This is a genomic window from Pseudomonas phenolilytica (genome assembly GCF_021432765.1).
In the GTDB taxonomy this organism is placed as follows: Bacteria; Pseudomonadota; Gammaproteobacteria; order Pseudomonadales; family Pseudomonadaceae; genus Stutzerimonas; species Stutzerimonas phenolilytica.
In genome coordinates this window covers 2789796-2807638 of sequence record NZ_CP058908.1, presented here as the reverse complement: position 1 = coordinate 2807638, position 17843 = coordinate 2789796, and the positions used below count along the sequence as shown (strand labels likewise).

19 protein-coding genes are annotated in these 17843 nt (G+C 59.2%); 7 read left to right on the top strand and 12 right to left on the bottom strand.

Translation table 11 applies throughout. The features are described from left to right. Nucleotides 1-32 precede the first annotated feature (32 nt). Genes HU825_RS13555 through sdhC form a run of 4 tightly spaced genes read right to left on the bottom strand, consistent with a single transcriptional unit; the run spans nt 33 to nt 3261 of the window. Entirely contained in the window at nt 33-737 is a 705-nt protein-coding gene (locus HU825_RS13555; RefSeq protein WP_054094933.1) for a succinate dehydrogenase iron-sulfur subunit, read from the bottom strand. Between the two features lie 11 nt (nt 738-748). After that, the gene (gene sdhA / locus HU825_RS13550; protein ID WP_043298408.1) at nt 749-2521 is read right to left on the bottom strand and encodes a succinate dehydrogenase flavoprotein subunit; all 1773 of its coding nucleotides are present in this window, start codon (nt 2519-2521) and stop codon (nt 749-751) included. A gap of 3 nt (nt 2522-2524) precedes the next feature. Beyond that, on the bottom strand, nt 2525-2893 hold the full coding sequence (gene sdhD / locus HU825_RS13545) for a succinate dehydrogenase, hydrophobic membrane anchor protein (protein ID WP_011913018.1): 369 nt from the start codon (nt 2891-2893) through the stop codon (nt 2525-2527). After that, nucleotides 2887-3261 (bottom strand): succinate dehydrogenase, cytochrome b556 subunit, encoded by a 375-nt coding sequence (gene sdhC / locus HU825_RS13540; protein WP_003287773.1) that lies wholly within the window; start codon nt 3259-3261, stop codon nt 2887-2889. The genes sdhD and sdhC overlap by 7 nt, the downstream gene beginning before the upstream one ends. A gap of 359 nt (nt 3262-3620) precedes the next feature. On the opposite strand from sdhC, the gene gltA reads away from it, so the two are divergent. After that, nucleotides 3621-4892, top strand: coding sequence for a citrate synthase (gene gltA, locus HU825_RS13535; protein ID WP_003287774.1), 1272 nt, complete (start codon nt 3621-3623; stop codon nt 4890-4892). Nucleotides 4893-4985: 93 nt separating this feature from the next. On the opposite strand, the gene HU825_RS13530 is transcribed toward gltA, so the two are convergent. Further along, a complete protein-coding gene (locus HU825_RS13530) occupies nt 4986-5237 on the bottom strand; it encodes a YkgJ family cysteine cluster protein (RefSeq protein WP_081002796.1) in 252 nt (83 codons plus the stop codon). A 130-nt stretch (nt 5238-5367) separates the two neighbouring features. Here HU825_RS13530 and HU825_RS13525 point away from each other — a divergent pair, with 130 nt between their 5' ends. Then, nucleotides 5368-5709, top strand: a complete 342-nt coding sequence (locus tag HU825_RS13525; protein ID WP_138299806.1) for a DMT family protein — start codon at nt 5368-5370, stop codon at nt 5707-5709. A 121-nt stretch (nt 5710-5830) separates the two neighbouring features. Continuing rightward, nucleotides 5831-6112 carry a pyrimidine/purine nucleoside phosphorylase gene (locus HU825_RS13520; protein ID WP_003287777.1) on the top strand — a complete coding sequence of 94 codons (282 nt, stop codon included), beginning with the start codon at nt 5831-5833 and terminating at the stop codon, nt 6110-6112. A 94-nt stretch (nt 6113-6206) separates the two neighbouring features. Here HU825_RS13520 and HU825_RS13515 read toward each other — a convergent pair whose 3' ends face one another. The 6 genes from HU825_RS13515 to ligA form a co-directional block, all read right to left on the bottom strand. Beyond that, a complete protein-coding gene (locus tag HU825_RS13515) occupies nt 6207-6503 on the bottom strand; it encodes a flagellar protein FliT (RefSeq protein WP_043298405.1) in 297 nt (98 codons plus the stop codon). 20 nt (nt 6504-6523) lie between these two features. Beyond that, entirely contained in the window at nt 6524-6901 is a 378-nt protein-coding gene (gene fliS, locus HU825_RS13510) for a flagellar export chaperone FliS (protein ID WP_043298403.1), read from the bottom strand. 124 nt (nt 6902-7025) lie between these two features. Then, on the bottom strand, nt 7026-8474 hold the full coding sequence (gene fliD / locus HU825_RS13505) for a flagellar filament capping protein FliD (RefSeq protein ID WP_234302226.1): 1449 nt from the start codon (nt 8472-8474) through the stop codon (nt 7026-7028). Between the two features lie 65 nt (nt 8475-8539). After that, on the bottom strand, nt 8540-8833 hold the full coding sequence (locus tag HU825_RS13500; protein ID WP_234303407.1) for a flagellar protein FlaG: 294 nt from the start codon (nt 8831-8833) through the stop codon (nt 8540-8542). A gap of 114 nt (nt 8834-8947) precedes the next feature. Beyond that, on the bottom strand, nt 8948-10444 hold the full coding sequence (locus tag HU825_RS13495) for a flagellin (RefSeq protein WP_234302225.1): 1497 nt from the start codon (nt 10442-10444) through the stop codon (nt 8948-8950). 328 nt (nt 10445-10772) lie between these two features. Next, complete coding sequence (gene ligA / locus HU825_RS13490; protein WP_234302224.1) at nt 10773-13139, bottom strand: NAD-dependent DNA ligase LigA; 2367 nt, start codon at nt 13137-13139, stop codon at nt 10773-10775. Nucleotides 13140-13443: 304 nt separating this feature from the next. Here ligA and dksA point away from each other — a divergent pair, with 304 nt between their 5' ends. Further along, on the top strand, nt 13444-13866 hold the full coding sequence (dksA, locus tag HU825_RS13485) for an RNA polymerase-binding protein DksA (RefSeq protein ID WP_138301095.1): 423 nt from the start codon (nt 13444-13446) through the stop codon (nt 13864-13866). After that, nucleotides 13859-15064: a zinc metallochaperone GTPase ZigA gene (zigA, locus tag HU825_RS13480; RefSeq protein ID WP_234302223.1), complete on the top strand. Its 1206-nt coding sequence runs from the start codon at nt 13859-13861 to the stop codon at nt 15062-15064. Before dksA ends, zigA begins: the two co-directional genes overlap by 8 nt. A 98-nt stretch (nt 15065-15162) precedes the next feature. Here the strand turns inward: zigA and HU825_RS13475 are convergent, their stop codons facing one another. Further along, the gene (locus HU825_RS13475) at nt 15163-16218 is read right to left on the bottom strand and encodes an asparaginase (protein WP_234302222.1); all 1056 of its coding nucleotides are present in this window, start codon (nt 16216-16218) and stop codon (nt 15163-15165) included. A 225-nt stretch (nt 16219-16443) separates the two neighbouring features. Here HU825_RS13475 and HU825_RS13470 point away from each other — a divergent pair, with 225 nt between their 5' ends. Together HU825_RS13470 and HU825_RS13465 are read left to right on the top strand one after the other, a co-directional pair. Continuing rightward, entirely contained in the window at nt 16444-16971 is a 528-nt protein-coding gene (locus tag HU825_RS13470) for a GNAT family N-acetyltransferase (RefSeq protein WP_234302221.1), read from the top strand. Nucleotides 16972-17194: 223 nt separating this feature from the next. Then, the gene (locus tag HU825_RS13465; RefSeq protein WP_234302220.1) at nt 17195-17791 is read left to right on the top strand and encodes a LysE family translocator; all 597 of its coding nucleotides are present in this window, start codon (nt 17195-17197) and stop codon (nt 17789-17791) included. Nucleotides 17792-17843 lie beyond the last annotated feature (52 nt).

The following is a 17843-nucleotide window of genomic DNA, read 5'->3' as shown; positions in this document are numbered from 1 at the left end:
CAGCCAGCGAAGCGCTTACGACCGCCCTTCCATCACGTACCGCTCTGCAGCAGCATGTTGCGAATGTGACCAATCGCCCTGGTCGGGTTCAGCCCTTTCGGGCAGACGTCAACGCAGTTCATGATGCCACGGCAACGGAACACGCTGAACGGATCGTCCAGTGCCGCCAGACGCTCTTCGGTTTCCGTATCCCGGCTATCCGCCAGGAAACGATAGGCTTGCAGCGATGCAGCCGGGCCGAGGAACTTGTCCGGGTTCCACCAGAAAGACGGGCAACTGGTCGAGCAGCAAGCGCACAAAATGCACTCGTACAGGCCGTCCAGCTTCTCGCGATCTTCCGGACTCTGCAGACGTTCGATAGCCGGAGGCGGCGTATCGTTCATCAGATAAGGGCGCACCTTCTCGTACTGCTTATAGAAGATGCTCATATCGACCACCAGGTCACGAATGACCGGCAGCCCCGGCAACGGACGAATGACCAACTTGTTGCCCTTCACCACAGCAGACAGCGGGGTGATGCAGGCCAGGCCGTTCTTGCCGTTGATGTTCATGCCGTCGGAGCCACACACACCTTCACGGCAGGAGCGACGATAAGAGAAACCTTGGTCCTGTTCCTTGATCAGAGCCAAGACGTCGAGAACCATCAGGTCTTTCCCATCGGTATTGACCTGAAAATCCTGCATGAACGGCTTTTCGTCCTGATCGGGGTTGTAGCGATAAACACTCACTTGCAACATATTCGGCGACCTCAATAAGTCCGAACCTTGGGCTCGAAGGCCGGAACGGTCTTCGGAGCGAAGTTCACGGCACGCTTGGCAACGCGCTTCTCACCCGGGAAATACAGGGTGTGGCACAGCCAGTTCTCATCGTCACGCTCTTCGAAGTCCTCGCGAGCATGTGCACCACGGGATTCTTTGCGGGTTTCCGCCGCAATCGCCGTAGCTTCGGCAACTTCCAGCAGGTTCTGCAACTCGAGCGCTTCAATGCGCGCAGTGTTGAACGCCTGGCTCTTGTCGGAGATCTTGACGTTGGCGATGCGCTGACGCAGATCGACCAGCTGGGCGATACCTTTCTGCATGTATTCGCCGGTACGGAACACGCCGAAGTAATTCTGCATGCAGTTCTGCAGCTCCTTTCGTAGCGGAGCCACGTCTTCACCCGTGGTGCGTTCGTTGATGCCTGCCAGACGAGCAAGGGCAACATCAAGATCGGTTTCGCTAGCGCCGCGATGCTCGATGCCCTCCTTGAGCGCCTTCTCCAGGTGCAGACCAGCCGCGCGACCGAAGACCACCAGATCGAGCAACGAGTTGCCACCCAGGCGATTGGCACCGTGCACGGATACACAAGCCACTTCGCCGACAGCAAAAAGGCCATCGATGATTTTGTCGTTGCCGCTGGCGTCCTGCGTGATTGCCTGGCCATGAATGTTGGTGGCGATACCACCCATCATGTAGTGGCAGGTCGGAACGACCGGCACTGGTGCCGTAACCGGGTCGACGTGGGCGAAGGTCTTCGACAGTTCGCAGATACCCGGCAGGCGGCTGTGCAGCACTTCCTCGCCCAAGTGGTCCAGCTTCAGCATCACGTGGTCGCCATCCGGACCACAGCCGTTGCCCGCCAGGATTTCTTTGACCATCGAACGCGCAACGACGTCGCGACCGGCCAGGTCCTTCGCGTTCGGCGCGTAGCGCTCCATGAAGCGCTCGCCGTGCTTGTTGATCAGGTAGCCACCTTCACCGCGGCAACCTTCGGTCACCAGCACGCCGGCACCGGCAATACCGGTCGGGTGGAACTGCCACATCTCGATATCCTGAACCGGCACACCGGCACGCAGTGCCATGCCGACACCGTCGCCAGTGTTGATCAGGGCGTTGGTGGTCGATGCGTAGATCCGACCAGCGCCACCGGTAGCAAGCACGGTAGCCTTGGAACGGATGTAAACGGTTTCGCCGGTTTCGATGCAGATGGCAATGACACCCACGACTGCGCCATCCTGGTTCTTCACCAGATCGACTGCGTACCACTCGTTGAGGAAAACGGTGTCGTTCTTCAGGTTGCCCTGATAAAGCGTGTGCAGCAGCGCATGACCGGTACGGTCGGCAGCGGCGCACGTACGAGCGGCCTGACCACCCTTACCGAAGTCCTTCGACTGACCGCCGAACGGACGCTGATAGATGCGGCCCTGCTCGGTACGGGAGAAAGGCAGACCCATGTGCTCGAGCTCGAACACAGCCTCAGGACCGACGGAACACATGTACTCGATCGCATCCTGGTCACCGATGTAGTCGGAGCCCTTGACGGTATCGTACATGTGCCAGCGCCAGTCATCGTTCGGATCGGCCGAAGCGATGGCGCAGGTGATGCCGCCCTGAGCGGAAACGGTGTGCGAACGAGTCGGGAAAACCTTGGTGACCACAGCGGTCTTGTGACCGGACTGGGACAGCTGGAGCGCCGCGCGCATACCGGCGCCACCGCCACCGACGATGATGGCGTCAAAAGAAAGCGTACGAATGTTAGCCATGAATCAGATACCCCAAAGAATCTGCACGCCCCAGACGAAGAAGGTGAACATGGCAATGCCACACACCGCCTGGAACAGGAAACGAACGCCGGTAGCCCACTTACCGATCGCCATATTGGTCAGGTAGTCGGTGGAGATCGTCCACATGCCTACCCACGCGTGCACACTCAGGGCGACTAGAGCCAGCAAGCTGAAGATGCGCATCCAGTTGGCCGAGAACAGCGCGTGCCACTGGGTGTACTCCAACCCTGGGTTCGCAATCAGGTACCCAAGCAGGAACAGAAAATAAGCCGCAAGAACCACTGCAGAAACGCGCTGCGCCATCCAGTCATACAGACCCGAGCGCGAAAAGTTGGTGACATTGGTTACCATATCCACACTCCCGCCAGAACGATCAGCACCACCGAAACGGCGATTACGATTTTCGAGCCCAGCTTGCCGCCTTCCAGCGTCTCACCGTGGCCGGCATCCATGATCAGGTGACGAACACCTGCCACGAGGTGGTACAGCAGTGCGGACAGCAGCCCCCAGCTAATCAGCTTCGCCAGCGGGCCACCCAAATACTCCCGAACCTCCTCGAAGCCTTCTGGAGAAGACAGCGAGGTATCGAGCGCAAGCAACAACAGGGCGATACCGACGAACAGAATGACACCGGATACACGGTGGAGAATCGACGTGTAAGCAGTGATTGGGAGTTTTATTGTCCTAAGATCTAGGTTTACAGGTCGTTGGCTTTTCACGGCTTCTTTTCACACTTGAGAGCCCCTGAACGCAGGGCAAAGTTGTTGGGAAGAGTACGCAGCAGTACCCGCTACCCACGAGTGACAACCTACAGAATGTCGCCTGTAAGGCCCCTGCCGGTCGGTTTCCGAGTATAAACAGTTAGGTCACTAATGACAATGTGGTGAAGTGCCACTAAAGGCGGATGGCAGCCCCTATATAAATGCCGTAAACAGTCGCCCCATGCTGCACCGATACCCCGCAAACCCCTCTGCAGCATGGGTTCGAGCAAATTGACTTTGCGATTTATCACACTATAGTGATGCGGGCCCTGCGTGGGGGGCCATGATGATTCCAAGCACAAAACAGGAGGCCATACATGGCTGACAAGAAAGCGCAGTTGATCATCGAGGGCACCGCCCCCGTCGAACTGCCCGTTTTAACCGGTACCGTAGGGCCTGATGTAATTGACGTCCGAAGCCTGACCTCCACGGGTCACTTCACCTTCGATCCCGGCTTCATGTCGACCGCCTCTTGCGAGTCCAAGATCACCTATATCGACGGCGACAAGGGCATCCTGCTTCATCGCGGCTACCCCATCGAGCAGTTGGCGGAAAAATCCGACTATCTGGAAACCTGCTATCTCCTGCTCAACGGCGAACTGCCGACCACCGAGCAGAAAGCTCAGTTCGTCAGCACCATCAAGAACCACACCATTGTTCATGAGCAGCTGAAGACCTTCCTCAACGGCTTCCGTCGCGACGCCCACCCGATGGCCGTGATGTGCGGCATCGTTGGCGCCCTGTCCGCGTTCTATCACGACTCGCTGGACATCAATAATCCGCAGCATCGCGAAATCTCCGCGCATCGCCTGATCGCCAAGATGCCGACCATCGCCGCCATGGTTTACAAGTACTCCATGGGCCAGCCGATCATGTACCCGCGCAATGATCTGAGCTACTCGGAAAACTTCCTGCACATGATGTTCAACACGCCGGCCGAGATCAAACCGATCAGCCCGGTGCTGGCGAATGCCATGGATCGCATCTTCATCCTGCATGCCGATCACGAGCAGAACGCATCGACTTCTACTGTGCGACTGGCCGGCTCCACCGGTGCCAATCCGTTCGCCTGTATCGCAGCCGGTATCGCCGCCCTCTGGGGACCGGCACACGGCGGCGCCAACGAAGCCGTGCTGACCATGCTGGATGAAATCGGCAACGTATCGAACATCGAGAAGTTCCTGGCCAAGGCCAAGGACAAGAACGATCCGTTCAAACTGATGGGCTTCGGCCATCGCGTGTACAAGAACTTCGATCCGCGCGCCAAGGTCATGAAGAAGACCTGTGACGAGGTGCTGGGCGAACTGGGTATCAATGACCCGCAGCTGGAGCTTGCAATGAAGCTCGAAGAAATCGCCCTGAAGGATCCCTACTTCGCCGAACGCAACCTGTACCCGAATGTGGACTTCTACTCGGGCATCATCCTCAAGGCCATCGGCATTCCGACCAGCATGTTCACCGTAATCTTCGCGATGTCGCGCACTGTGGGCTGGATCTCGCATTGGAAGGAAATGATCGCCTCCGGCCAGAAAATCGGGCGTCCGCGCCAGCTTTACACTGGCCACGCACAGCGCGATCTGCCGCGCTAAGCACTAAAGCCAAACGAGAAGGCTGCCCACGGGCAGCCTTTCTTTTTACTGGATCCGACGCACCTAGCAGGATTATTGCCGCCCGCGACTCACTCAGGCTGTCGCCTGCTCCAACCATCCCAGCAAGCGAATCGCCTCATCGCGATCAGCCCCACAACATAACGGGTCGGCACCAAATGCCGCGCATACCGCCGGCCGTCGCGGATCATCGAAAAGCTGGCAGAGGTATTGCGACGACAAATGCACACAGCGCTCACCTGCAGCTTTGCCATGCGGCATGCCAGGTATCGGCGAGCTGATGGAAGGGGCAATGCAACAAGCACCGCAGCCAGGACGGCAATCCATTAATGAACGACCAGTAAAAACGGGGCGGCAATAATAATTCAGACGAAGTTGTGCGCACCAGAAGCGCATATTGCCGCGCAACCACGCCCAGAATAGGCTTTCACGCCCATTCTCTTACGAGCCTTCCGCCATGCCCATCTGGCTACAAACCGCCGCCCTGCTCTGCTGCTCCAACCTGTTCATGACGTTCGCCTGGTATGGCCACCTCAAAACCTTGAACGGCAAACCGTGGCTGATCGCCGCCCTGATCAGTTGGAGCATCGCTTTTTTCGAGTACATGCTGATGGTGCCGGCAAATCGTATCGGCTACACCGAACTATCTATCGGCCAGCTCAAGATCATGCAGGAAGTCGTCACCCTGGCAGTTTTCGTGCCCTTTAGCGTCCTTTATATGCAACAACCACTGAAACTCGATTATCTATGGGCAGGCATATGCCTGGTCGGCGCAGTTTATTTCATATTTCGCAGTTAGATTGACGCAGCCCAGCCGCACTAGACCAAGCCGAGAAGAGCCGGCAAGACCTCATTCGCAGATGACGCCGGTAGGCCGCTTCGGCATACTAGCGGCCTTTTTCCCTCTTTAGGTAATCGCCATGTTCAAGGTTAACGAGTACTTCGACGGCACCGTAAAATCCATCGCGTTCGATATGGATGCAGGTCCAGCCACCATCGGCGTCATGGCCGCGGGCAACTATGAGTTCGGAACCAGCCAGCTGGAGATCATGCATGTGATTACCGGCAGTCTGGACGTGAAGTTACCCGGCAGCGAGAAGTACGAAACCTATGGCACAGGTACTCAGTTCACCGTGCCCGCAAACAGCAAGTTCCAACTGAAAGTCGCCACCGACACCGCATACCTCTGCGAGTATCGTTAAGCGAAGAGACGTCGGCACCGCGAGAAAATGCAAGCTTCGGTGTGAACTTTTTCAAACCGGCGCTAAGCGAGTGCAAGCCGCGCTAGCGCTTGAATCAGTCGAGCGGCTTATAGGCGCTCGCGGCCTGCTTCGACTGGTTCAGACGTGTCAGCTCCAATGCCAGCCGCTCCCGTTCGGCGCGACTATCCTGCTGCAATTGCGCATACAGATGCACCAGATCTTCTAGTTGCTGACGCAACACCTGATCGACCCCTGCCTCATCCGCCGCAGCTTCGCCAAGCAGTGCGCTAACCTGCGCATCAAGCTCGGCAATGGCATCCCACTCTTGCCGCGTCAGGGCCTCGCGCAGTGCACGACCAAGCTCTTCAAAACGCTGTGCAGCAGTGGGCATCAGCAACTCCTTCTGCATGTTCAGGCGATGCCGTCCCAGCCGGACTTGACCTCACCAAGCAGCTTCGCCACCTCATCCAGCTTGCTTACGTCGTTGTGGCGGCTAGCTTCGAACAGGCGCATCGTCATGTACTCATACAGACGTTCGAGATTGGTAGCCAGTTCGCCACCCGCCTCCTTGTCCAGCACGTCGCGCAGCCCGCCGATGATGTTGATCGCCTTGCCGATCAGCACGCCTTTCTCAGCATAGGCCTCGCGTTCCATAGCCCCCCTGGCCTGCGCTATACGATCCAGCCCGCCCTGCATCAGCATTTGGATCAGACGATGCGGATCGGCCTCGGTAACCTGCGCCTTTACGCCGACCTGCTGGTATTGCCGCATTGCTGCCATAGCATTCATCTGGATGAGCCTCTTACCACATCAATTTCACATACCTACTTATCGGTCGCCTAGCGCAGGACTTGAGTTTGTTCTGAAAACAAAAAACCGCCTGGCGGCGGCTTTTTTCTTGAAGCGGAGTCCCTTACTTCTTCGAGTTATTCGCTGCCCACGGCAGATTTTCCAGCGAAGCCAACAAACTCGACGACGTATTGGACAACTGACCCACCAGCAGATCCATCGCATTGAACTGCTTGTACAGACGCTCCTGCAGTGAGGCGAGGCGACGGGTGAGAGCTTCCTTCTGATCATCAATTTTGGTGATCGTCTCAGTCATTGCCTTGTTGCGTTGCTCGAGTATTCCGCCGGTCTCGGTGTATGGCTTCAGCTTGGCGTCGAGTCTGGAAGCCAATCCCTTGTCACCCGTGAACAGACCCGCCAATTCGCCGAAGTTACTGGCCATCGCCTTGTCCAGCTTGGCGCTGTCAATGGCGAGGGCGCCATCCTTCTGTGTGGTGATACCAATATCGGTCAGCGCTCGCAGTGCACCATCACCCTGCACGTTAACCAGCTCGTTGCGAATCGTGTTGAGCAAGGTGCGCGCCGTGGCATCGCCCACCAATGCGCCTGTTACGGGCGTCTTGCCCTCGCCTACTGATGTGACCTTGGTCTGCGCGTTAATCACACCGATCAGCTTGTTATAGCTGTCGACAAAGGACTGGATCTGCTTTTTAACACCCGCCTTGTCTTCCGCTACCGCGATGGTCAGCGGTTCGTTTGCAACGGTTTTGGCCTTAAGATCGAGCGTGATGCCCTCAATGGCACCATCGACTTTGTTGGTCTCGCTGATCACCTTCAAACCGTCGACATACAATTCAGCACTCTGTGCCGAGGTCAGTACGCGACCATCTTTGCCGGTGCCTGAGGTACCGGTGAAGTTCAATGCGGAAAGACCTATGAGCCCAGGTTCGCCTGCCCCGGTTGCAGTGACGGTAATATCGCGCCCTGCGCCAGTTTTGCTGCTACTCAGCACCAGTCGAGAGCCATACTCGTCCGTGACGATGGTGGCGCTAACACTCATGTCTTTCCCGGCCGTGTTGATTGCATCACGCACACCGGCGAGCGTGTTGTTGTTCTCGTCAATCGTGACTGAAAAGGATTCCTTGGTGTTTGGCGCGGGCGGGATGCCTGGCACACCAAGCGAGACCTCGAACGTTCCACTGGTAAAACGCGCGGGAGCTTCGGCCGTATTGGGAATCGCGGCCAGTGCAACCTTGCTGCTGCTCGCCAGTGATTTGACTTCCAGTTGATAGCTGCCAGCTCCCGCGGTGGTTGTCGCCGTAACGCCGACGAGATCCGACTTGCTGGAGGTAGCCGAGCGCGCTTGGAACAGCTCTGGTTTGTTCAGCGCAGCCAGCGCTGTCTGGAAATCACTGATTGCGCCCTTTAGCGCACCAACAGCCGTTATCTGCGTTGTCGTCTTTTTTTCGAGGTTGGCAAGCTGGGTTTCCTTAGGAGCCCGCTCGGCGGCGACCATCCCCGCCACGATACTATCGATGTCGAGACCGGAACCGATGCCTGATACGCCTGCCATAGCCTTACCTCGTCAAATAAACCACACGACCGTTTTCGATCTGCTGCGAAACAAGAAACGTGCCGTTAGGCCTTAGCCTCGAACAACAGGCTACGCATCTCGTCCAAACGCTCTGCCAGGCGCAGGATATCCTCGGACGGAATCTGCCGCACCACCTTGCCCGAGTCGCCATCCAGCACCTGCACCACAACCTGACCGGTGGAATCATCCACGCTGAAGTTCAAATCGCGCTGCAAGGTCTGCACCTGCGTGCGAATGCGCTCTACTGCTTCGTTTACATCTGCTTTCTGTGGAGCCTTGCCAGAGCCACCTTCGCCCTGCAACGAATAAAGCCCAGCTTCCTGACGAAAGCTGGGCATCGCGTTGCTCGACGAGGATGACGCAAGCGTGGCACTCGCTGCTCTTGCGACGTCCATGATTCACCTCTCAATGAATCGATGAGGTGGAATAACCACCCCATCGGTGAGCTTCGCTTACTGCAGTAGACTGAGAACGGCCTGCGGCAGCTGCTTGGCCTGGGCCAGGATCGCAGTACCAGCCTGTTGCAGAATCTGGTTCTTGCTCAGATTCGCGGTTTCGGCGGCGAAGTCAGTGTCCTGGATGCGGCCACGAGCTGCGGAAACGTTCTCGGAGATGCTTTGCAGGTTGGCGATGGTGTTGTCGAACCGATTCTGGACCGCACCGAGAGATGCTCGATTCTTATCAATTCCAGCGATCGCCGCATCAATAACAGAAATTGCACTTTGAGCGCCATTTTGCGTGCTGATATCAACCGAGGACACGGTTGACAGCGCGGATGATGCCGAAGTAGTAGCGGCCAAACCCGCAACGTTAGCACCTACGCCAAGTACTTGGAATGATCCGCTACTCTCCATACGAACATTGCCGGTAATTCGAGCAGCAACATCTGCAGCTTGGGTGAGCTGATCAGTAGTGCTGGTTACGTTACCGTCATAGTCAATTCCTTTTAGGTCCATCGTCATGGTTGCAGTACTGCTACCGAACCCACCAAAGACAATGTCATCACCCTTTTCACTGATTAGCTCAATCTTCGAGTTATTTGCGGTCAGAGTAGCCGAGATTCCGGTCTTTGAACTTTGCGCATTGATAGCGGTAGCCAAATCACGCAAGTCAGCTGGATTCGCAATCACCGCACTAATCGTGGCAGCCCCGCCGGCAGAATCTCCAGTAAGACTGAATGCCACTGTGCCCGCAATATTCAGCCCCGAGAGCTCAACACCTGTTCTAGCGTCAGCAGTTACACCAGTACTTCCGGTCACGAGATTGATTGCGGAAGCTGCCGCCGCCGCAGAACCTGCCGGTATATTGTCTGTAGATTTTGAACCGGCAGGGCCAGTGATATTCAAAGAAGCAATTGCACCACCAATCGTTGAAACAGGGGCAGTCGCTCCAGCCCCCACCGCACCCAAACCGGTGCCAGCCATATCGAAGCGATTTGCTCCGATACTGTTTGCACTTGCGGAGTTCAGCGAAACACCGATTGTTTCATTAGCCTGAGCACCCACCTGAAAGAGCTTGGTACCAAACTCACCGTTAATCAGCTTTTGCCCACCGAAAGTGGTAGTTTCGGCGATTCGGTTCAGCTCTTGCTTGAGCGACGAAACTTCTTCGTTCAGGGCTTGGCGCTCGGTAGTGGAGTTGGAACCATTCGCCGACTGGAGCGACAGATCGCGCATACGCTGCAGAATATTCGTAGATTGCTGAAGGGCGCCTTCGGCTGTTTGCGCCAAAGAAATCCCATCATTAGCGTTCCGCACTGCAACGCCAAGACCATTCACCTGACTGGTCAGACGATTCGAAATCTGCAGGCCGGCAGCATCGTCCTTGGCGCTGTTGATACGGCTACCTGTGGACAGGCGCTGCATGGAGGTGGCCAGCGCGTTGGAAGAGTTGCTGAGATTACGCTGAGTATTCAGCGACGCGATGTTGGTATTGACAGTAAGAGCCATGGTGTTTGCCTCCAAGGGCGCTAGTTACTTTGGTTGCCTGAGCTTGCGACTCCGGGCCGGCTTGTGCCCAGGCACCCATTGAGTTCGCATTCGATTAGCTTATCGGCGTCGTTTCGGTGAGCTTTAGGAGGCGTTTGAAAAAATTTGCAAGCCCCGCAGACAACCTGTACGACACCGGCGAACTCGGAACCACACGCGAGTCCACCTGCCCAGCTTTTCGGACGAGGCGGCGAATTCTTTAATGTCAAGGGCGAGAACGAAACGCCCCGCGACGGCACCACCGCGGATGACGTTGATGAAGACGCGCACTCGGGCATTGCCGGCCGCGCTAGGCTTGCAGCTGACCGAGGTGCCGCAGGAAGGTTTCTTCGTTGAGCACGGTGAGCCCCAGCTCGTTGGCCTTGGTCAACTTCGAGCCGGCACCCGGTCCCGCTACAACCACGCTGGTCTTCGCTGATACCGAGCCGGACACCTTCGCCCCCAAAGCTTCGAGTCGCGCCTTGGCGTCGTCGCGGCTCATGCTTTCCAGCGTGCCGGTCAGCACCCAGGTCTGGCCGGCCAGTGGCAGGCCTGCTGCGACTTTCTTCTCGCTCTCCCAGTGCATGCCGAACTCGCGCAATTGGGCTTCGATGGCCCGGGCGCGCTCGGCGTTCGCGGACTTGTCGAAGTAATCGCGCAGCGAGCGCGCGGCCTTCTCGGTGAGACGTTCGACCTGGCGCAGATCGAGCCAGTCGGCGGCGATGATCGCGTCCAGGCTACCGAAGCGCGCTGCCAGACGCTGGGCGCCGGTGCTGGCGATGAACGGAATGTTCAGCTTGTCGAGCAGGCCGGCCAGGGTGGCGCACGCGGCGAACTCCGGATGCAATTCCCCCTCCCCCTGCAACTCCACGCCACGCTCGCGCAGTTGCGCGATGACTGTGCGGTTGTGCTCGTCCTCGAAGAAACTGTGGATCTCGTGCGCGACTTCCAGGCCGACGTCGGGCAGGTACACCAGCACGTTCGGCAATGCACATGCGATGCGATCCAGCGAGCCCAGCGCTCGCGCCAGCAACTTGGCGGTTTCCTCGCCGACATCGGGGATGCCGAGGGCGAAGATGAAACGCGCCAGCGTGGGCTTGCGGCTGGCGTCAATGGCGTCGAGCAAGTTGCGCGTGGAGAGATCGGCGAAGCCTTCCAACTCGACTATCTGCTCGTACGACAGGCAATAAAGGTCAGCGGGCGAGCCGACCAGACCGCGATCGACCAACTGCTCGACGATCTTGTCGCCTAGCCCGTCGATATCCATTGCGCGGCGCGAGACGAAGTGGATGATCGCCTGCTTCAGCTGCGCCTGGCACGCCAGCCGGCCGACGCAACGGTAGATCGAACCTTCGCTGACCGATTCGCGCCCCTTGCTGCGCTTGATCAGCTGGGTGCGCTCCACGGCAGAACCGCAGACCGGACAACGCTCCGGCACATGTACGGGCCGCGCGTGTGCCGGCCGGCGCTCGGCGATCACACCGAGGATCTGCGGAATGACATCGCCGGCGCGCCGCACGATTACCGTATCGCCGATCATCACGCCCAGGCGCGCGACTTCATCCATGTTGTGCAGGGTCGCGTTGGAGACGGTGACGCCAGCGACCTGTACCGGCTTTAGCCGTGCCACCGGCGTGATCGCACCAGTACGACCGACCTGGAACTCGACGCCGAGCAACTCGGTGATCTCCTCGCGCGCGGGGAACTTGTGGGCGATCGCCCAACGCGGCTCGCGCGCTCGAAAGCCCAGCTCGCGCTGCTGCGCGACGGAGTTAACCTTGAACACCACACCGTCGATCTCGTAGGCCAGCGCGTCACGCTTCTCGCCAATGGCCTCGTAGTAGGCGCGACATTCGACAACGCCCTTGGCCAGTTTCAGCTCTCGACTGATGGGCAATCCCCACTCTCTGAGCGCGTTGAGAATACCGACATGGGTATCCGGCAGCTCGCCATCGCTACGCCCAACACCGTAGGCGCACAGTTCAAGCGGACGCGCGGCGGTGATCTTAGGGTCCAGCTGGCGCAGGCTGCCGGCCGCGGCGTTGCGCGGATTGGCGAAGGGCTTGCCGCCACTTTCCACCTGCCGCGCATTGAGCGCTTCGAAGCCTGCCTTGGGCATGTAGATTTCGCCGCGCACCTCGAGCACCGCCGGCCAGCCGCTGCCGTGCAGCTTGAGCGGGATGTTGCGAACGGTGCGCACATTGGCGCTGATGTCCTCACCCGTGCTGCCATCACCCCGTGTGGCGCCGCGCACCAGATGGCCGTTCTCATACAGCAGGCTGACCGCCAGGCCGTCCAGCTTGGGTTCGCAGCTGTACTCGACCACAGCGCCATCGCTGAACAGGTCGCCCGCCGGCAAATCCAGTCCTTCGCGCACACGACGATCGAAGTCGAGCAGATCCTGTTCGTCAAAGGCGTTGCCGAGGCTCAGCATCGGCACTTCGTGGCGTACCTGGCCGAACGCCGCCAACGCCGCACCACCGACGCGCTGGGTCGGCGACTCGGGCGTCACCAACTCAGGATGTTCGGCTTCCAGCGCCTTTAGTTCATTGAACAGACGGTCGTACTCGGCATCCGGAACGCTCGGCTCGTCGAGAACGTAATAACGGTAGTTGTGGGCGTCGATTTCGCTACGCAGTTCGGCGATGCGTTCGGCAGCGGTCTGGGCAGAAGGCATATAGCAAGCGGGGCCGTAGGCTGTGGCCGTGCCAATCGCAACCGCATCAGCACGCCGAAGATTGATGAGAACGCGGATTCTAGCCGATCAGCCCGGATGGTGCGGCTCACTACCGAGGCGAATAACCGTCGACGCGGAAGCCACGTCGCAGCGAACGGATTCTCTCTCGGCGTGACAGGCCATTCTTACCGACCGAAATGCCGTTGCGTGCCGCCCCCCGTATTGATCATGGACGAGGTATAGGATTGCAAGAAATGATATGTTATAACAACTTCAGTAAGAACATCTGACGAGACCCAACGTGATTAGCGAAACCGAGCTGCTTGCCATGCCTGCCGACGCCTACATGAACGAGGTGCAGCAGGCATTTTTCCGCCAGCGCCTGCTCGACCAGCGGACCGAGTTGCAGGACCGTATCGAGGAAGAATTCGGCCGACTGCGTGAGCAGGAGTCTTACAGCGACCCGGTCGATCTCGGGAGTGCCGAGGAGCAGCGCCGGTGGCAGCTGCGACTGCTGGAGCGGGCGAAGAAGCTGCTCGACAAGATCGACGAGGCGCTGGAACGGTTAGCCCTTGGCGAGTACGGCTGGTGTCGCGAAACCGGTGAGCCGATCGGGCTGCGTCGGCTGCTGCTACGCCCTACTGCCAGCCTGTGCATCGAGGCCAAGGAACGTCAGGAACAACGCGAACGCCATACCCTTGATGCGCGAGGAATCCTCAATGGATAACCGACTCCCGGTGACCGTGCTGTCCGGCTTTCTAGGTGCCGGCAAGAGCACGCTGCTCAACCATGTGCTGAAGAACCGTGACGGCCTGCGCGTGGCGCTGATCGTCAATGACATGAGTGAAATCAACATCGATGGCAGCGAGGTGCAGCGTAACGTCAGCCTCAACCGCGCCGACGAGAAGCTGGTCGAGATGAGCAATGGCTGCATCTGCTGCACGCTGCGCGAAGACCTGCTGGAGGAAGTGGCCCGGCTGGCGCGCGACGGCCGCTTCGATTATCTGCTGATCGAATCCACCGGTATCAGCGAACCGCTGCCGGTGGCCGAAACCTTTACCTTCCGCGACGAACAAGGACAGAGCCTGTCCGACCTGGCGCGCCTGGACACCCTGGTGACCGTGGTCGACGGGGTGAACTTCCTACGCGACTTTCACGATGCCGAGAGCCTCGCCAGCCGTGGCGAAACACTGGGGGAGGAAGACGAGCGGGCAATAACGGACCTGCTGATCGAGCAGGTGGAGTTCGCCGATGTCATCCTGATCAGCAAGATCGATCTGATCACCAGGGCCGAGCGGGAGGAGCTGACCGCCATTCTGCGCGGGCTAAACACCGAGGCCGAGATTCTGCCGATGGTGATGGGTCAGGCACCGCTGCCGAGGATCTTGAACACCGGCCGCTTCGACTTCGAACGCGCCGCCCGGGCGCCCGGCTGGCTCAAGGAGCTACGCGGCGAGCATCTGCCGGAGACTGAGGAATACGGCATCGCCTCGACAGTCTATCGGGCACGGCGGCCTTTCCATCCCGAACGCTTCTTCAGCTTCCTCGGTCGAGAATGGACCAATGGCCGCCTGCTGCGCTCCAAGGGCTATTTCTGGCTGGCCAGTCGGTACCAAGACGCCGGCAGCTGGTCGCAGGCCGGCGGCCTGATGCGCCATGGCCATGCCGGGCAATGGTGGAGATTCGTACCGAAGGCCCAATGGCCTCAGGATAGAGACGAACGACGCGCGCTGATGGCCAAGTGGGACGTCGAGGTTGGCGATTGCCGCCAGGAGTTGGTTTTCATCGGCCAGAACATCGACTTCGACCGTTTGCGCATCGAACTGGATGCCTGCCTGCTCAACGATGTCGAGATGGCGGCCGGTCCCGAGGCGTGGCAACAGCTACCAGACCCCTTCGGCGCATGGACCGAGGAAGCGGCCTGACGCGGGTTACCGGTTGCGCTTTTTTTACCTGTCGCTCTAGCAGCAAGCGCGGCGTGGCGCTGGATGTCGGTCCAGCGCCACGCCGCGACGCTGCCGCTTCACATCGCGTCAAACCCGGCCTGCAGCTCGCCCTGCCCCGTCTTCCCGTCCTGCAGAAGCAGCATGAGCAGAATCCGCGCCTTCTGTGGGCTTAGATTGCCTGCCATGACGGCACCTGCATCCGCGGTCGTTTTGCCGCCGCCCTCGAAGCCGTAGTTGGCCATGACTCGACCGTTGTACACGCGCGTCGAGATCACGACGGGCACCTGCTTGCCCAGCGCGTACTTGACGGCCTCGAACATCGGCTGGTTTATGTTACCCATGCCCAGCGCCTGGACCACGATCCCCTTCGCACCCTGGTCGACCGCGCTGCGAAGCAGGCTGCCATCGGCGCCGCCATACATAGCGACGATATCGACCCTGGGCATGGCGTCGGTCTTGATCTCGATGTGCTGTCGGCGCAACGGCTCTCTCGCGAAGATCACACGATCGGGATAGACCTCCCCGAGAAAACCGTAATCACCGGACTGGAATGTCTCCACGTTTGCCGTATGGGTCTTGGTCACATGACGCGCAGCATTGATCTGGTTGTTCATGGCCAGCAGGACCCCTTTGCCCTTCGCCTGATCATCGACAGCAATACGCACTGCGTTCAGCAGATTGCGCGGGCCGTCGAAGTCAGAAGAGGAAGCGTTGCGCTGTGCCCCGATGACGACGACCGGCTTGTCGGACTCGACGGTCAGGTCGAGCCAGAAAGCCGTTTCCTCCAGCGTGTCGGTGCCGTGCGAGACAATTACGCCCGATACCTCTGGTCGCTCGAGCGCGGTGTTCACTGCCTTGGAGAGTTCGATCCAGCGCGGCGGATCCATGTAGTCCGACGGCACGTTCGATAGGTTGTCGACTTCAATGTTCGCGAACTCGGCCACTTCCGGCACCGTGGCAAGCAGATCATCACCTGATATGGCGGGCACCGGCGCTTTCTTGACCGGGTCGATCTTCATCGCGATCGTTCCACCGGTGGCAATGAACTGGACCGTCGGTTTCTCCTGCGCATTGGCGCTGCCAACCAGCGCCAATGCGCAAATCCCGGCCAGTAGAAATGAGCTCTTGTTCATGTCGACTCCTTGCCGATCGCTTATGGGGGCAAAGGAACTGACAAGCGAACCACCGTTTGGTTGGGTTTCCGGCCAGCACGAAAGTAAAGGGGGCACGTCTCCTGCCCGCTTGTAATCATCCCTTGACCTTAACTTGACTTGAAGTCCTAGAGTTGCTCGCGCCGGGTTTGGCAACCCTATTCGTTGCCTCGCCCCCAACCTGCCGCTGAACCAGGACACAAGCATATGTGCTACTTCATGGACACCCCGTGGGATGCCGGATTCTCATCACACTCGCTCAGGCGAATAAACCGCGTTGGCCTCCGGCGAGCCACATGTCGTGATCAGCTGGTCCTGTTCGAGATCCACCGGACCGCATTTCTGCCGCACATCGCCCGGATCTGGGGCTGGGACGAACGCCAGCAGCGAGCCAGCTTCCTCGAGGAGGTGGCCACAACCAATACCTGGGTCGTGGAGACCGACTCGGGCATTGCCGGCTACCTGCAGGTCAAGAGCCAAGCCGGGCGGCTGTACGTGCGCAACATGGCGCTGCTTCCAGAGTTTCAACGCCGGGGAATCGGGACGTGGCTCGTACAGAAGCTCCAGACGAAGGCGGCCGCGCGGGGCATGCCCATCGAGCTCAGCGTTCTCAGGACGAACGTGCCGGCCCGGCGTTTCTACGAGCGCCTCGGGTTCGTCAGGATGCGCGATGCGCAAGCCCATTTCGAGTTGACCTGGCACGCCCCGAGCGTGAGCAACAGGCTTGATTGTTGAGCCGAGGGAACCGTCAAAACACGTGGCAGTAGGGATCATCACGCATCGCGGGACGGTTGCGCGCCGCTTGACGTCGAGGCGTTGTCCACGCAGCGCCACTGTTCGGGTCGATTCGATGGCGGCTGTACATGGAGCACGGCCATTCGAAGACCGAGACTGCTCTGCGCTGGCTGCCAGTCGAAAGCCTGTCGTTTCCAGTCGATAGCCCACCCCGGAGGGAACCATGCCGTCAGAAACCCTGCTTGCCTTCATCACCTATGCCTTCGTGACATCCATTACCCCGGGGCCGAATAACACCATGCTGCTGGCCTCCGGCTTGAACTACGGCTTTGTTCGCAGCCTGCCGCACGTCCTGGGCATCAGCATCGGCTTCGCGGTGTTGGTGATGGGGGTGGGCGCAGGTCTGGGGCGCGTATTCCAGACCTACCCCGCGCTGTATGACCTGCTGCGGATCGTTGGCGCCGCTTACCTGTTGTATTTGGCCTGGCAGATCGCGACGGCGCTCCCGGTGCAGGAAGCCTCGACGCATGGGCGTCCGTTCGGATTCTGGAAGGCCGCGGGGTTCCAATGGGTCAATCCGAAGGCATGGATCATGGCCATCGGGGCCATCACCGCCTACCTGCCTGCCGGTGGTGGCATGCAGGCTGTCGTGGCGCTGTCGCTGCTATTCGCGATCGTCAACGCGCCCAGCGTGGTGGTCTGGGTCACCTTCGGTACGACGCTACGGCGCTGGCTGACCAATCCGCGTCATCTACGAGCCTTCAACATATCGATGGCGTTATTGCTCGTGGCGTCGTTACATCCGCTCCTGCGTGGATAAGCGAGCTCGTCATCAGCGCAACGCCAGCGCATGGCGGAAGTGAAGTGAACTT

What these genes read in the sequence shown, in the direction of transcription:
- HU825_RS13555 (WP_054094933.1), bottom strand. Translation starts at nt 737, where the DNA reads ATGTTGCAAGTGAGTGTTTATCGCTACAACCCCGATCAGGACGAAAAG.
- sdhA (WP_043298408.1), bottom strand. Translation starts at nt 2,521, where the DNA reads ATGGCTAACATTCGTACGCTTTCTTTTGACGCCATCATCGTCGGTGGC.
- sdhD (WP_011913018.1), bottom strand. Translation starts at nt 2,893, where the DNA reads ATGGTAACCAATGTCACCAACTTTTCGCGCTCGGGTCTGTATGACTGG.
- gltA (WP_003287774.1), top strand. Translation starts at nt 3,621, where the DNA reads ATGGCTGACAAGAAAGCGCAGTTGATCATCGAGGGCACCGCCCCCGTC.
- HU825_RS13530 (WP_081002796.1), bottom strand. Translation starts at nt 5,237, where the DNA reads ATGGATTGCCGTCCTGGCTGCGGTGCTTGTTGCATTGCCCCTTCCATC.
- HU825_RS13525 (WP_138299806.1), top strand. Translation starts at nt 5,368, where the DNA reads ATGCCCATCTGGCTACAAACCGCCGCCCTGCTCTGCTGCTCCAACCTG.
- HU825_RS13520 (WP_003287777.1), top strand. Translation starts at nt 5,831, where the DNA reads ATGTTCAAGGTTAACGAGTACTTCGACGGCACCGTAAAATCCATCGCG.
- HU825_RS13515 (WP_043298405.1), bottom strand. Translation starts at nt 6,503, where the DNA reads ATGCCCACTGCTGCACAGCGTTTTGAAGAGCTTGGTCGTGCACTGCGC.
- fliS (WP_043298403.1), bottom strand. Translation starts at nt 6,901, where the DNA reads ATGAATGCTATGGCAGCAATGCGGCAATACCAGCAGGTCGGCGTAAAG.
- fliD (WP_234302226.1), bottom strand. Translation starts at nt 8,474, where the DNA reads ATGGCAGGCGTATCAGGCATCGGTTCCGGTCTCGACATCGATAGTATC.
- HU825_RS13500 (WP_234303407.1), bottom strand. Translation starts at nt 8,833, where the DNA reads ATGCCCAGCTTTCGTCAGGAAGCTGGGCTTTATTCGTTGCAGGGCGAA.
- HU825_RS13495 (WP_234302225.1), bottom strand. Translation starts at nt 10,444, where the DNA reads ATGGCTCTTACTGTCAATACCAACATCGCGTCGCTGAATACTCAGCGT.
- ligA (WP_234302224.1), bottom strand. Translation starts at nt 13,139, where the DNA reads ATGCCTTCTGCCCAGACCGCTGCCGAACGCATCGCCGAACTGCGTAGC.
- zigA (WP_234302223.1), top strand. Translation starts at nt 13,859, where the DNA reads ATGGATAACCGACTCCCGGTGACCGTGCTGTCCGGCTTTCTAGGTGCC.
- HU825_RS13475 (WP_234302222.1), bottom strand. Translation starts at nt 16,218, where the DNA reads ATGAACAAGAGCTCATTTCTACTGGCCGGGATTTGCGCATTGGCGCTG.
- HU825_RS13470 (WP_234302221.1), top strand. Translation starts at nt 16,444, where the DNA reads ATGTGCTACTTCATGGACACCCCGTGGGATGCCGGATTCTCATCACAC.
- HU825_RS13465 (WP_234302220.1), top strand. Translation starts at nt 17,195, where the DNA reads ATGCCGTCAGAAACCCTGCTTGCCTTCATCACCTATGCCTTCGTGACA.